The sequence below is a fragment of the Flavobacterium procerum genome, from assembly GCF_042431625.1.
Classification (GTDB): domain Bacteria; phylum Bacteroidota; class Bacteroidia; order Flavobacteriales; family Flavobacteriaceae; genus Flavobacterium; species Flavobacterium procerum.
Window position 1 is genome coordinate 421,041 of record NZ_JBHLYW010000008.1, and the last position, 13,682, is coordinate 434,722.

Genomic DNA, 13,682 nt, shown 5'->3' on the forward strand with positions numbered 1-13,682 from the left:
TAATACACTATGATTAATCTAAAAAAAGGAATATTATTCGCGGTACTTTTTTCGAGTCTCTTTATTGTAAGCTGCAGCAACGACAATGATGATGATGAGCTGATTGGAAACTGGATCAAAAAATCGGCATTTGACGGTCCCGCTAGATCTAGTGCCACAAGTTTTGTTATAGGCGATTATGCCTATGTTGCAGCAGGTTATACAGGCGATGAATACCTAAAAGATTTATGGGCTTATAACTCAAACGGAGATTATTGGGAACAAAAAGCCAATTTTACAGGAGTAGGAAGAAGTTCTGCTTCTAGTTTTGCTCTAAATGATAAAGGCTATGTGGGTCTTGGCTATGACGGAACCAATAAGCTTAAAGATTTTTACCAATACGATCCTGTCAGCAATAGTTGGACGCAAAAAACAGATTTTGCAGGAACGGCTCGTTACGCAGCTGTAGGATTTCAGGCAGGTGGAAAAGCGTATTTTGGAACTGGTTATGACGGAAATTATTTAAAAGATTTTTATCAGTACGATGACCAAGCAAACACTTGGACATTGGTAAATGGTTTCAGTGGCAACAAAAGACGTAATGCAACTGTATTTGTAATTGCAGACAAAGCTTATTTAGTTACTGGTATTAATAATGGCGTTTACCAGGAAGATTTCTGGGAATTTGATCCTGCAACAGATGTATGGACCAGAAAACGTGACGTAGACAAAGACACTAATGACGATTACAGCTACAACGACGAATATGCAATTGTACGTTCAAATGCTTCAAGTTTTTCTATGAATGGCTTGGGTTATATCGTAGGTGGCGAAAGCATAAAAACAGTTTGGGAGTATAATCCATCTACAGATCTATGGGTAGAAAGAACTGCAATGGAAGGTGCAACTCGTACAGATGCTGTAGGTTTTACCATCAACAATCGTGGTTTTTATATGCTTGGAAGAATCGGTTCTACTTATTTTGATGATGCATGGGAATTTAAACCATTAGACGAACAAAATGATGACGATAATTAATAAAAAACAATTCTTCCAGATTTCAGTCTGGAAGAATTTAGTTTTTCTAATCCTGATTTTACAACTTGCTGCCTGTGTAAAAAAAGATCCTCTACAGACAGCCACTTTTAAAACAAATTCTGGCTGGGGTTATACGATTGCCTACAAAGACAAAATTCTAATAAAGCAATCAATTATTCCAGTCATTAATGATACCAAAAGTTTTGCAACAGAAGATGATGCCCTAAAGGTTGCAACACTTGTAAAAGACAAACTCAAACAGAAGATATCGCCTACGGTAACCGAAAAAGATTTAATTTTATTAAAAATAAAATTCTAATGCAGATAGATACCATTAAAAATACCGGCTACACAAAAGTATTATTCCATTGTGCAATATGGGTATTCTTTATACTGACTTCTCTAATTCAGTTTTACGAAAGTCCGTTTAAGATCAACAATGATTTTTATGTACAATGGTTTACCGGAATTGTGTTGTTTTATCTCAACTATTTTTATTTGGTACCTGCCTTTTTACTGCAAAAAAAGTACTGGCTTTATTTCGTTTTTGTCTTTATTCTTATTGCTGTTTTCATGATTATCCGAGTAAATTATTTTATTCCTGAATTCAGGCATTTAAGACCCGAAAATATAGTTCCGCCGAGAATGGTTCCGCCAGATTCGCATTTTTTCCCAGAGCACAGAATGCCAAAGGGAATTGAAATAAGACGACAGCCTTTATTTTTTAAAATCGGTCCGTCGTTCTTCTATATTCTGATTATTACAATAAGTGCAATTATTCGAACGCTGACTGAATTTTACAACAATCAGCAAAACAAACTAATTGCCGAAACGCATCGAACAAATACAGAATTGATTTATCTGCGCAAACAAACTAATCCGCATTTTCTATTCAATTCGTTAAACAGTATTTATTCGCTAGCCCATAAAAAATCTGATTTGGTTCCTGATGCCATCGTCACACTGTCTGAACTCATGCGCTATATGCTCTATGAAACAGATAATAAAACGGTGGCTTTAGAGAAAGAAATCAATTATATTCAAAACTATATTGAATTACAAAAGCTCAGATTAAACAATATTGAAGACATCATAATCAATGTTCACGGTGATACAAGAAACAAATTCATCGAGCCGTTGTTGCTGATTTCTTTTGTGGAAAATGCATTCAAATACGGAACAGATTACAAGGGCGCGGCGCATGTTAAAATAAAAATTTTTATTTCAGAATTCAGTCTTGATTTCTGGATAGAAAATACAATTGAAAATTATGTGAAAGATCCAGAAAATTCAGGAATCGGACTGGCAAATATCCAAAACCGTCTTATTCTTCTGTATCCAAACGCACACGAACTCACCATTAACCAGGATAATAATTATTACAAAGTTCATTTGAATTTAAAACTAGATGAAATTAAAACCGCAATTCATTAAACAGAACGTATTATGGACAGAAAAAAATTCATCCGAAATGGTATTTTAGGCATTGCTACAATGGCAGGCGCCGCAAAGTTTTTAGAATCGTGTTCTAAAAGTGACAATGATGAGGATTCTTCAAATTCTGGAGACGGAAGTTGTACCGTTTCTCCGTCAGAAACCAAAGGGCCTTTTCCGATTAAAACACCAAGTCAGCTTGTTTTAGAAAACATTAAATCTGACCGTGTCGGCATCGCCCTATTGATTAATCTCAAAATTGAAAATAAAAACAACAACTGCGAACCGCTTCAGAGTGTTTTAGTAGATGTATGGCATTGCGACAAAGACGGAAATTATTCTGAATACGGAGGAACTCAAATGCAGCAGACAGATTATACTTCGGTGCATTTTTTAAGAGGAAGACAGACTTCTGATGCTAATGGCAATGTTTCTTTTATTTCAATTTATCCTGGCTGGTATCAAGGAAGAGCGCCACATGTACATGTAGAAGTGTTAACTAATAGCGGTACTTCGTTATTGGTTACACAGATTGCTTTTCCTGAAAACATTTCCAGCGCTGTTTACTCCAGCAGCAATTATGTTGCACATGGTCAGGCGGATACTTCAAACACAAGTGATAATGTCTTTTCAGACAGCCTATCTCAAGAACTTGCTACAATAACTGGCAATATAACAGACGGTTACACTTTGACCAAAACGATTACGGTTAATGCATAAACTAAAAACAACCAGTATTTTATGAAAATTTTAAAACATAATTTACTGGTTTAAAAGTACTTTTGACAACCAAAATAAATTGTAAAAATCTTAATTTCCAGCAGATGAAATGTGTAATCATTGATGACGAACCTTTAGCAGTAGAATTATTAGAAGATTTTGTCAAAAAAGTAGATTCGTTAGAACTGGTAAACACGTTTAACAATGCTATCGATGCGGTTTCTTTTATCAATCAGAACAATGTTGATTTGATTTTTCTTGATATACAGATGCCTCATTTCTCTGGAATTGATTTCTTAAATACCATAGAAAAAAAACCGCTGGTGATTTTCACAACCGCCTATTCTGATTATGCCGTAGAAGGATTTAATCTCGGAGCGGTAGATTATTTGGTAAAACCAATTCCGTTTCATCGCTTTTTAAAATCAGTTGTACGAGCGCAGCAACTTGTAAATCCGGCTATCACTGCTACCCAAACTTCAAGCGAAACTACTCCTACTCCAGAAATTGAACAGGATTTTATGTTTGTTCGTGCCGAATATGAAAATATAAAGCTAAATTTTGCTGACATTCTTTTTATTGAAGGCTTAAAAGACTATGTAAAAATTTACACTACAGACAACAAATTTACTTTGACTTTAATAAGTCTTATAAAATTAGAAAACTTGCTTTCTAACAAAGGTTTTGCACGAATCCATAGATCTTACATTATCAACATCAAACATGTAAAATCGATTCAGAAAAATAAGGTTCTGATAAGCGACAAAAGAATTCCAATCAGCGAAAGCTATAAAAATGCTTTTTTTGAAAAAATCAACTTATAGGTTAAATTAAAAAGAAATTCCAAGCTTCAAATATTATAGAACAAACCTTTGATTGTAAAATTTCAAATAAAAAAATTCCAAATTCCAAAAGAGTCAAATCTTGGAATTTGGAATTTTTATTATTGCTCCTTTTATTGTTATTCTTCGTTTTTAAACCATCCCGAATACATAACATAATTATTAGAAATGCGTTCAATTTCGCCAGCGAAATCAGACTGGTCAATATCTTTTACTTTTTTAGCAGGAACTCCAGCATAAATAGAACCTGCCGTTACAATTGTGTTTTGAGTAACAACTGCTCCAGCCGCAATAATAGCATTGCTTTCTACTACGCAATTATCCATAACAATAGCACCCATTCCTATTAAAACATTGTCATGAATAGTACAGCCATGCACAATTGCATTATGTCCAATTGAAACATTATTTCCTATAATAGTTGGGTGTTTCTGATAGGTACAGTGAATGACTGCTCCGTCCTGAATATTCACTTTATTTCCGATTTTAATAAAATTAACGTCACCACGAACAACTGCATTAAACCATACGCTGCAGGATTCTCCAAAAGAAACTTCTCCAACAATAGTAGCGTTTTCGGCAACATAACAATCCTCTGGAATTTGAGGAGATTTTCCGTTTACAGCTTTAATCAACATAATATTTTAATTAATAGCGGGACAATCACAATCGTAACGTTCTCTTTTACAAAACAAATTAATCCCAAGAGTAATTTGATGATAAGCACCATTATCAAATTTCACATCTCCTGTTACTTGCGTATAAGTGTACGCAAACATAAAATTCTTGAAATTTACTCCAACGATAGGCGTAAAATATTGCAGTTTCTGTGTCGAAACAGTATTTCCAGAAACGTACTGACCGCCATCAAAACTTCTTCTGTAGGATAAAGCAGCCCACAAACTTCCGAAATCCATATTCTTATACGCTTTCATATTCAAATCAATTGATTTCTCTTTGGTTTGATCAAACATTTGAAACAAAATAGAAGGCTCCCAGGTAATTTTTTCTCTTTTTCCGAATACATATCCCGCGCTCAAAAGGTATTTTCGAAGATTGTCGCTTTCGTAATCAGAATACAACTGTCTTCTAGTTTCAATTAAACCCTGCACCGTAGCATGAGCGTAAAAATTCAGAAAATTATAAGAAGCTCCAACGTCGAGATTAAAGTAAGAATCGTTAAGCACAGAACCTGTAATAAGCGGATCTATGGTTGGACCAAATTTTGTTTCGTCCAACTGGTTTTGGATTACCCCTCCGCTGATACCAAAAGACAGCTGATTTAAATCTACTTCGTCTCTTGAAAATAATATATGATGTGCATAAGTCAGCTTTACTCCTTTTTGAGAATGATAGCCGTTTTTGTCATTAAAAAGGATGATTCCGGCTCCCGAACGTTCGCCTATCCTTCCGTTAAAACTCAAAGTCTGCAGTGATGGTGCATCTTCTTGCCCAAACCATTGTTTTCTGGCTGTCAGTCTTATTTTGGCACAATTCGCCGCACCCGCCATAGAAGGGTGTATCAAGTAATAATTATCCGATAAATAATCAGAATAAACCGGTATTCCCTCTTGAGAATAGGAATATAAAGAGCAAATGAAAAAAATTAATAAAACCTTGATTTTTAATTTCATAAAGGCAATTTTGTTTCTATATAATTTTTACTCCTGCAATTTAATACGAATTATTTGAAAAGAGTCTTAATTATTTTATTAAAAAATCAAATATAGCTATTAGTAGAAAATAACTTTACTAAATTTGCAAAAAATATACTACCATGACAAAAATCACTATAAAAGAGACTCAAAACCCAACTATTTTAAAGTTTGAGTTTGAGGATTTCATCACTCAAAATCAAAGTTTTGAATTCAAAAATATAGACGAAGCACAAGCTTCTCCACTTGCACAGCAACTGTTTTATTTACCATTCGTAAAAACTGTTTATATCTCTGGAAATTTCATTGCTATCGAAAGATACAGCATTGTTGACTGGGATGATGTAAAAGATGCTGTTGCAGAGCAAATTTCTGCTTTCGTTGAAAAAGGAGGCATTATTATAAAAGCCGACGAAAACAAAGCCAAAAAACAACCTATTACAGTTTATGGAGAAACAACTCCAAACCCGTCTGCTTTAAAATTTGTCGTTAGCAGAATGTTGACTAGAAATGCTGTTGAGTACAAAAATATCGACCAGACAGCTTCTTCTCCATTGGCTCAGGAATTATTCAAATTTCCGTATGTAAAAGAAATTTTTATTGACGAAAACTATATTTCTGTTACTAAATACGAGATTAATGACTGGTCTGAAATTACTTTAGAATTAAGAACTTTCATTAAACAATTTATCGAAAACGGCGGAACTGTTTTAGACGAAAGTTTAATTCAAACTGCAACCAAAAATGAAGTTACAAAAGATGAAGCTTTTGACAAATTAGATGTTACTTCTCAGCAAATCATTAATATTTTAGAAGAATATGTAAAACCAGCGGTTGCTGCCGACGGAGGAAATATTGCTTTTGAATCTTACAATGAAGAGGATAAAACAGTAAAAGTATTATTGCAAGGAGCTTGCAGCGGTTGTCCTTCTTCAACATTTACCTTAAAAAGCGGTATCGAAAATATGCTAAAAAGTATGCTAAATGATGAAGCGATTAAAGTAGAAGCTTCAAATGCTTAAGCTAAAATTAAGTATATTTAAAAGCGTCTCTTAGGAGGCGCTTTTTTTTTACAATTACTAAATAGTATTCAATCAATTATAATTAAAAAAATGTCGCTTCTGCACGAAATCGAAGATTCAGCGTAGCTGATTCCTTCGTTTGGTAAGTTTCTACTTTATCTAATTTTATATTAAATTATTGTAATAAAACTAGATTTATATCTACAAACCGCCATACGAAAGGATTAGCTACGCTGAATCTTCGATTTCGTTCGGGAGCAGAGGGACAAAATTAGAATTGACCCAAATTATACCTTTGAATAATTTCTTTAGGATTACATATTATTCCATTTTCAAATTCTTCTATAAAGGATTTATTAATTTTCCCCGATAGCGCGAATTTGTAATCATAAGTGTTCGAAACATGAAATTAGTGGAAAATTTGAAACGTATTTTGACAAGAATTGATCCTTTTGCATGAAAAAGCAAACCAAATTCTGTCTCTTTAATTCTGTTTTAAAATCAAAAAATTAGGTTTCGAACACTTATGATTACAAATCTGTGCTATAATTATGGAAATAAATCTGCACGAATGGTTAAGTCTTAGTCACTCTTAACACTTTGTAGCCGATAAGGAAAACAGGGTAGTCCTTCATCGTACACTAACGAATCTTTTATATAAAGTCTTTTCCCTATAATTTTTCCTTTGTCGTCATTCAGTCTCAATGTGTCTGTAAAATAGCCGCCTTTGGTGTATATTTCAAAATATAACTCTCCATTATTATGATATTCTTTCCATAATCCTGTACCCATCTTAAAGGTCGTTTCATAAATAATTTTTCCATTTCGGTCAAAACATCTGTAAACACTATCCCTTAAACCATTTTTAAAATATTCTTCTCGCCAAATTTGCCCTTTTGTATAAACATTTCCATCTTCATCAAAATCAGCATCACCACTTAACCATTTTCCCTGCTTATAGTGATATATAATTTTACCTATTCTAAGTCCTCCTTCAGCAAATTGTTCTTCATACAATACTTGTCCCATACGAATATCTTCTTCAGGAAAATCTAAATACATAAAATTTGAGGGAGAATTATTGTAAGTCCTTCCAAATTCAAGTTTCATAGGCTCTTCTAAAGTCACATGTCTTTTGCAAGCAACCTTTTTACTACAGAGCCATTTAGGATGTTTCGGGAAATTAGCAGTTGTACAAGAAGTAATACTAATTACACAATAAGTAAGAAATATTAAATTTTGTTTCATTTTTTCTTTGATTTTGGTTTCTGTTTTGGTTTTACCTCAATTACATCTATATAATTTTGCATATCACTACGCATTATCCTTATTTGGTTACTTAAGTATGTTACTTTATTATTATCATAATCCATCATGTTTTTGGTTTTTCCTTGCTTAAACATAACATCGTTGGAATGAATTTGTGCTATTATTTTATTATAGTAATCATATTCTTCATTTAATAATTTTACTATATCTTTTTTATAAAACCATTTTTGTAATTCTGATTCAACATAATTATTTACATTTTTATTTTTTAAATCAATTATAGCACCCTTATTATCCTCAATACAATCCTCAATTTGTTTAATATTATCATTCCAAATCCTAAAATATTCTTTCTTTGTTTGAGAAGAGCCCACTATATCATTATCCTTATAGTTTATGAAATAAGCTTTTTTTACATCTCTTTCCTTAACTTCTTTCTCTACCTCAATCTGTCTTGCTTTATTATATTTTTCTAATGCTGAAATAATATTATTTCTTAAAGCAATTAAATGCCCCCAACCATAATAAACTTGATTTATATTACTTACTTTATTAATATGTTTTTTTATCCCTGGTTTATATTTATCATTCTTCTTCCCATCAGATTCGTAATAAACTTTTTAGAAATACTTAAAAAATCCCCGCTTCCGCACGAATCCTTTCGCGTGATACATCCTAATTAAATCTTTAGAATTATGAGCTTTTTATTTTTACTCAGTAAGAAAAGATTAAACTTTTATCCACATATCTCCCCACGAAAGAATTCGTGCAATAGTGGGAGATTCTATCTTTTCAATATTTTTTCAGCAAAGTAATCGTCCTTAAATTCTTCTTTTGTCATATACCGGAAAGTATTCCTAAAAGCTCCTTGTTTAAGTTCTTTTAATTGATAAGAATCTACTTCCAGATATGTGGTATCATTAGGATTGTATCGATATTTTAAACACCAGCTATTGCCTATATAATAAACCAATGTATCATTTTGATAAAGACGTTTTTCAAAAATTTTACCTTCTTTGTTGTAAAGTCTCAATGTATCAGTAAAAAAGCCTTCTTCACTATAGATTTCAAAATATAATTTTCCATTACTGTGAAATTCCTTCCAAAGACCTGTTCCATTTTTAAAAGTGGTTTCATAGATAATTTTACCATTTCTATCAAATTGTTTAAAAATGCTATCACGTAAACCATGTTTAAAATATTCTTCCTTCCCAATTTGTCCTTTTTCACAAACATTATCACTTAACCATTTACCTTCTTTGAAGCCATCTATAATTTTACCAATCCTAGGTTCTCCATCAAAAAAACTTTCTTGTAAAAGATAGGTGTCATCATTTTTGGCTGAATCTTCATTTGGAAAATCCAGATACACATAATTGCCCGATGAGATTGTTATACTTAAAAGTGCTCTGTTGTTTTCTTTAATATCTGGAGGAGGATGTTTCAAACAAGCATATTTTTTGTTACAAAGCCATTTAGGATGGTTTGGATAATTCATAGTAGTGCAAGCTACAAATACCATAGATAAAATTATAAGTATTAATCTGTTTTTCATTTCTTTTTTTGACTTGATTTTTTATCAGAATTAGAATTACAAAATTCACAAGAAATTACAAGATAATTTTCTATGTCGCTCCTCATGGTTTTTATTTGATTATGTAAATAGAAAGCTTTATGATTATTGTAGTCCATAATGTTTTTTGTTGCTGACAACTTAAACATTACATAATTAGAATGAATTTGATTAATAACTTCTAAATAATAGTTTTTGGTTTCATTTAAAAGAATCAAATAATCAGATCTTATAAAATGCATACTCCCTTCTATAGTTTCAAATTTGTTTCCTTTATAGTTACACACTTTAGATAATGCTTTTGTATTTTCCTCAATATAATTACTCCATCTATTAATTTTACTATCACAAATGTCCAGATATTGTCCTTTAGTTTGAGATTTATTTATTTTGTCTTTCCTACTATAATTGATATAGTATGTTTCTACATGACTTTTGTCTGCTTTTTCTCTTCTCAATAAAACTTTATACTTTTTATTGAAATTTTCAAGAGAATTTATTACCGTATTTCTTTGTGCGGTCACTAATTCTATGTTGTATATTTCTGACAAATCAATATTTTTAGCGTCATTTTCAACCTTTTGAATTATAGCATCAATACCTGGTTTTAAAGATATTTCACTTCCTAAAATATTTTCTCTTGCTGTTTTATATGACTCTTTCTCCTTTGCCCCATAAAATAAATGTGGTAACCCAAGCATATGTCCTATTTCATGTGAATAATTATCGCTCTTTTCAACCCCATTAGAATATACAAATAAAGCATAATGATTTAAAGGATCACTTCGACTAAATGCTAGTACAGGACTAGGAGACTCATATTCTGCCAAAATTATTAAACCTCCTAAATAAGTCTTAAGTTTTGTTTTCAATTTATTATCATACTCCTTGATTACAATATAGTCAGGAGAAACATCATTGTATATTGTATTCCCTTCTTTATCTTTTTTTCCAGAATCTTCTTTTCCATCATAAAAGATGACATCAGTAGGGTCAGTATATTCTTTTAACTCCTTTTCATAAGTAACACCATCAGGTTTCATTTTTGGGCTTCCATCAGCATTAAATACTCTTTCCCATCTTTTTTTAGTTTTTCTATATTTCTCTGTAAAGAACCCCTTTGTTTTCCACAACTCCTTATCAAAAGCATACAAATAATCATCTAAATTTGCTGTTTCCAAGTTATCAAACATTTCCTGATTTTCGATTTCAACCTTATAACCTACCTGATTAAGTGAGTTTTCATTTAGGTATTTTGTAATTTCATTTTCTTTAAACTTTGTAAAAAGCGCCTTAGCTTTTGTACTTGGGCTTCCTTCGTTTGAAACCAAAGCGATAACCCTGAATTTCAGGCTGAGTATTTTATTTTCCATCATAACCAGTCCGCCAATAATCCATTCTGGGAGTACTGTGTTATTATGTTTAAAATCGTATGTGTTTTCAGGAGCTTCTTTAAGGCATTTTATTTTAAAATCGAGTTTTGTTTCGCCAGTAACTTTAATCTTGGCTGTTTTACCTTCTTTTGTTCCTCCCACGATTTCAAAATCATAAAATTCGTCTCCGGTTATAGAGAGATAATCTTCCTTAAGTTCACCTCTGTAGGGTATAGTTTGAATTTCTAATATAATTTCTTCTTGCTCCTCTAGACCTGGCTTCATTAGAACATAAGGATAATCAACATATTTGCTGTACAAATTGTATTTGTAATGTTTTTCGATTGCTGTTCGAGCTCCGCTTTCATCTGTCGATTTTGCCACAATGTTTCCTAATTCTCCATTTTGTCCCTCTTTATAAAAATATTCAACGTTCTCGAATGGTACATCTTGTATTTTTTCGACTCGGCCTGTGTCCGGATTAAGGTCAAGCCAGTCAAAACCAAACTCGCCATTGTATGACTCTTTTAATCTCACTTTAATATAAAAATCTGGAATTTCAAAAGGTTTGGCGTCCTCAGGATCTCCATAAGTATGCTGTGGAGCATTGTAACTTATTCGTTCTGCATGGGTTGCAATACTGTTGGCAAAAACTTTATTGTTTCCTCCTGTTATCTCGGTATAATTTCCACCTATATATCTGGTTTTCATAATTCTTTGTTTTCTTCAGTTATACTAAAAGTCAGGAAATCGACAACATGAAACTGTCCTTCATTATAAAAGGTACTGTTTGCGATTTCCTGTATTTGTTCTTTGGGCATAATGATCATACGTGTGCCATCTGATTTTCTAATCTCATCACCATATTTTTCTAGTTCAAAAGATTGAAAATTAATGCTGATAAATCTGGGTGTACTGCTCATATAATTACCAACGGAATCTGTATAGGACACTCCTTTATTATTTCGACTGAAATGCGCTCCATTTCTTGAATTATGATATGAGCAGTTTTCCCCATCATTTCCCATGATGGTTATGCCGTTAATTGTTCTTATAGCCATATCTTTAGTTTTGTGTGGTGTTTTCAGAACTATTATTTTTTATATCGGTTTTTGAATGGAATTCACTGCTTTTTTCGGTCTGCGAACTATTGATTCCCTTGGTTTGTGTAGTTCTATCTTCCTTAACCTCCGATTTAAATTCACCATCAATCTGTTCATGTGCTTTTCCTTTTATATGCAGCATGCTATCTCCTCCAACTTGAGTACTGTGTATCATTCCTATAGTTGTTGCTTTGTTTGCTCCAGCTGTTTCAGAAATATTTGTCCCCGCTTTTAGCGTAATGCTTTCGCTAGCCTCAAAAACAATGTTTTTAGCCCGTATCGTTACAGTTTCTGGCGATGTGGCATTTATGTTTTTGTTTTCTTCATCCAGATGAATCTCATTACCGCTCGAGTCAGAAAGCCAGATGCCCACTTTTTCTATGAATTTGAACAGCATTCCAAATCGAAGCTTCCAGCCCTTTATCATGTTTTTCGGGTCAAAGAACTCTGGTTTTTCTTTTCCGTTGTAATAGGTTCCAGATACATATGGACATTCGGCATTGCCGCCCTCGAAGCTTACATGCACTTCTTCGCCTATTTCAGGCCTGAAATAATTTCCCTTTCCTGCACCTGCATAAGACTGCACCACACGCATCCAGCCGCTCTCTGCTCCCCAGCCTGCCCAATAAAATTTCACCTTTACACGGCCGAGCTGTTCCGGATCGTTGTTGTCAATTACTGCTGCAGACTGGCTGTCTGCAAAACAAAATGCTTTTACATTGGTGTAATGGGGCGCCGCAACATCTGCCGGAATAGCTTTGAACTCGCAGCTGTAATTGCCGTTCACTTCAGAATGATGCACAACCTCTACGGCTATCAGTTCGTGCTCCACCGTTTTGTTCTTGATGGTGAAGACCTGCCCCAGTCCGATCGGCAGATAAGAGATGCCGCTGTAGAAAACGCTGTTGGCATCTTTTCCCGCAGTCTGCAGCCTGACCATTTCGTCAATCTCTTCCTTGTTCTGCGCATTGCCGGTATAAGCTCCCAGACCTGAATCTTTTCTGGCTACAGAATGCTGGTTCCAGGCCATAGAAACAGCAAAACGGTCCTTGCTTCCCGGTTCTGCCTTTTCAGAAGCATTTCTGATGTTTCCGGCATTGTTGTAATCATAACCCGAAAATGATGCCTTGTGCGAGACCAAATTGGCCTGAATCGTAAATTTATGCAGAGACGAACCGTTGATGAGCTGTACCTTGCTGTGCTTTGTCTGCCCGAACTGCATCCGCATTCCGTCAAAATAGAACCATTGCCCGTAGCGCTCCGCAAGCCTCTTCAGAAACGCAAAGTTGGTCTCGTTGTATTGCGGCTTATATGCAAAGCTCTGGGTATGGGTGGGCACGATGGCTTCTCTCTGATAGAACTCGCCAGAGTTTTCTTCAGAAAAAACTTCCAAGGCAATCTCTTTGAGGCTTTTCCCAAGAAAAACTCGCGACTTCTCCATATCGTCAATCGCTATGGTGTGGCTTATGCCAAAAACATGAAGCCCAGCGGCGCTTCCATTCAGATAGACCGATTTAAGCCCATTGATGATCCCCTTGGACATCACTCGAATCCCGTTGACCTTGAAAGTGAAGATCACTTCGCTTCCTGAGTATTTTGCGATGGCTTTAGCCTCATCTTCGGGGTCGATTACAGCTTTTCCGCTATATTGCCATGCGAAGGAAAAATAATGGT

At 33.9% G+C, this 13,682-nt stretch carries 14 protein-coding genes; 6 read left to right on the forward strand and 8 right to left on the reverse strand.

Annotated features, from left to right (window positions below; genetic code table 11):
• Positions 1-9 precede the first annotated feature (9 nt).
• The 5 genes from ACFFLS_RS11265 to ACFFLS_RS11285 all read left to right on the forward strand — a co-directional run bounded on the left by ACFFLS_RS11265 (position 10) and on the right by ACFFLS_RS11285 (position 3,995).
• Entirely contained in the window at positions 10-1,017 is a 1,008-nt protein-coding gene (locus ACFFLS_RS11265) for a Kelch repeat-containing protein (RefSeq protein ID WP_379684828.1), read from the forward strand.
• The gene (locus ACFFLS_RS11270; RefSeq protein ID WP_379684827.1) at positions 1,001-1,336 is read left to right on the forward strand and encodes a DUF4907 domain-containing protein; all 336 of its coding nucleotides are present in this window, start codon (positions 1,001-1,003) and stop codon (positions 1,334-1,336) included. Before ACFFLS_RS11265 ends, ACFFLS_RS11270 begins: the two co-directional genes overlap by 17 nt.
• Positions 1,336-2,451: a sensor histidine kinase gene (locus tag ACFFLS_RS11275; RefSeq protein ID WP_379684826.1), complete on the forward strand. Its 1,116-nt coding sequence runs from the start codon at positions 1,336-1,338 to the stop codon at positions 2,449-2,451. Before ACFFLS_RS11270 ends, ACFFLS_RS11275 begins: the two co-directional genes overlap by 1 nt.
• A 12-nt stretch (positions 2,452-2,463) precedes the next feature.
• Positions 2,464-3,171, forward strand: coding sequence for a dioxygenase family protein (locus ACFFLS_RS11280; protein ID WP_379684825.1), 708 nt, complete (start codon positions 2,464-2,466; stop codon positions 3,169-3,171).
• A gap of 104 nt (positions 3,172-3,275) precedes the next feature.
• Positions 3,276-3,995, forward strand: coding sequence for a LytR/AlgR family response regulator transcription factor (locus tag ACFFLS_RS11285; protein ID WP_379684824.1), 720 nt, complete (start codon positions 3,276-3,278; stop codon positions 3,993-3,995).
• Positions 3,996-4,132: 137 nt separating this feature from the next.
• On the opposite strand, the gene ACFFLS_RS11290 is transcribed toward ACFFLS_RS11285, so the two are convergent.
• Entirely contained in the window at positions 4,133-4,651 is a 519-nt protein-coding gene (locus ACFFLS_RS11290) for a gamma carbonic anhydrase family protein (protein ID WP_379684823.1), read from the reverse strand.
• Between the two features lie 6 nt (positions 4,652-4,657).
• Entirely contained in the window at positions 4,658-5,647 is a 990-nt protein-coding gene (locus tag ACFFLS_RS11295; RefSeq protein ID WP_379684822.1) for a PorP/SprF family type IX secretion system membrane protein, read from the reverse strand.
• Between the two features lie 143 nt (positions 5,648-5,790).
• On the opposite strand from ACFFLS_RS11295, the gene ACFFLS_RS11300 reads away from it, so the two are divergent.
• Positions 5,791-6,690: a NifU family protein gene (locus ACFFLS_RS11300; RefSeq protein WP_379684821.1), complete on the forward strand. Its 900-nt coding sequence runs from the start codon at positions 5,791-5,793 to the stop codon at positions 6,688-6,690.
• 582 nt (positions 6,691-7,272) lie between these two features.
• Here ACFFLS_RS11300 and ACFFLS_RS11305 read toward each other — a convergent pair.
• The 6 genes from ACFFLS_RS11305 to ACFFLS_RS11330 all read right to left on the reverse strand — a co-directional run bounded on the left by ACFFLS_RS11305 (position 7,273) and on the right by ACFFLS_RS11330 (position 13,551).
• Positions 7,273-7,938 carry a toxin-antitoxin system YwqK family antitoxin gene (locus ACFFLS_RS11305; RefSeq protein ID WP_379684820.1) on the reverse strand — a complete coding sequence of 222 codons (666 nt, stop codon included), beginning with the start codon at positions 7,936-7,938 and terminating at the stop codon, positions 7,273-7,275.
• Complete coding sequence (locus ACFFLS_RS11310; protein ID WP_379684819.1) at positions 7,935-8,333, reverse strand: hypothetical protein; 399 nt, start codon at positions 8,331-8,333, stop codon at positions 7,935-7,937. Before ACFFLS_RS11310 ends, ACFFLS_RS11305 begins: the two co-directional genes overlap by 4 nt.
• Positions 8,334-8,743: 410 nt before the next feature.
• Positions 8,744-9,514 carry a toxin-antitoxin system YwqK family antitoxin gene (locus ACFFLS_RS11315; RefSeq protein WP_379684818.1) on the reverse strand — a complete coding sequence of 257 codons (771 nt, stop codon included), beginning with the start codon at positions 9,512-9,514 and terminating at the stop codon, positions 8,744-8,746.
• On the reverse strand, positions 9,511-11,616 hold the full coding sequence (locus tag ACFFLS_RS11320; RefSeq protein WP_379684817.1) for a hypothetical protein: 2,106 nt from the start codon (positions 11,614-11,616) through the stop codon (positions 9,511-9,513). The genes ACFFLS_RS11315 and ACFFLS_RS11320 overlap by 4 nt, the downstream gene beginning before the upstream one ends.
• A complete protein-coding gene (locus ACFFLS_RS11325; RefSeq protein ID WP_379684816.1) occupies positions 11,613-11,966 on the reverse strand; it encodes a hypothetical protein in 354 nt (117 codons plus the stop codon). The genes ACFFLS_RS11320 and ACFFLS_RS11325 overlap by 4 nt, the downstream gene beginning before the upstream one ends.
• Before the next feature lie 4 nt (positions 11,967-11,970).
• Entirely contained in the window at positions 11,971-13,551 is a 1,581-nt protein-coding gene (locus ACFFLS_RS11330) for a type VI secretion system Vgr family protein (protein ID WP_379686360.1), read from the reverse strand.
• Positions 13,552-13,682: the final 131 nt, after the last annotated feature.

Excerpts from the sequence above, each read along its gene's own strand:
- ACFFLS_RS11265 (WP_379684828.1), top strand. The coding sequence starts at position 10 with ATGATTAATCTAAAAAAAGGAATATTATTCGCGGTACTTTTTTCGAGT.
- ACFFLS_RS11270 (WP_379684827.1), top strand. The coding sequence starts at position 1,001 with ATGATGACGATAATTAATAAAAAACAATTCTTCCAGATTTCAGTCTGG.
- ACFFLS_RS11275 (WP_379684826.1), top strand. The coding sequence starts at position 1,336 with ATGCAGATAGATACCATTAAAAATACCGGCTACACAAAAGTATTATTC.
- ACFFLS_RS11280 (WP_379684825.1), top strand. The coding sequence starts at position 2,464 with ATGGACAGAAAAAAATTCATCCGAAATGGTATTTTAGGCATTGCTACA.
- ACFFLS_RS11285 (WP_379684824.1), top strand. The coding sequence starts at position 3,276 with ATGAAATGTGTAATCATTGATGACGAACCTTTAGCAGTAGAATTATTA.
- ACFFLS_RS11290 (WP_379684823.1), bottom strand. The coding sequence starts at position 4,651 with ATGTTGATTAAAGCTGTAAACGGAAAATCTCCTCAAATTCCAGAGGAT.
- ACFFLS_RS11295 (WP_379684822.1), bottom strand. The coding sequence starts at position 5,647 with ATGAAATTAAAAATCAAGGTTTTATTAATTTTTTTCATTTGCTCTTTA.
- ACFFLS_RS11300 (WP_379684821.1), top strand. The coding sequence starts at position 5,791 with ATGACAAAAATCACTATAAAAGAGACTCAAAACCCAACTATTTTAAAG.
- ACFFLS_RS11305 (WP_379684820.1), bottom strand. The coding sequence starts at position 7,938 with ATGAAACAAAATTTAATATTTCTTACTTATTGTGTAATTAGTATTACT.
- ACFFLS_RS11315 (WP_379684818.1), bottom strand. The coding sequence starts at position 9,514 with ATGAAAAACAGATTAATACTTATAATTTTATCTATGGTATTTGTAGCT.
- ACFFLS_RS11320 (WP_379684817.1), bottom strand. The coding sequence starts at position 11,616 with ATGAAAACCAGATATATAGGTGGAAATTATACCGAGATAACAGGAGGA.
- ACFFLS_RS11325 (WP_379684816.1), bottom strand. The coding sequence starts at position 11,966 with ATGGCTATAAGAACAATTAACGGCATAACCATCATGGGAAATGATGGG.
- ACFFLS_RS11330 (WP_379686360.1), bottom strand. The coding sequence starts at position 13,551 with ATGTCCAAGGGGATCATCAATGGGCTTAAATCGGTCTATCTGAATGGA.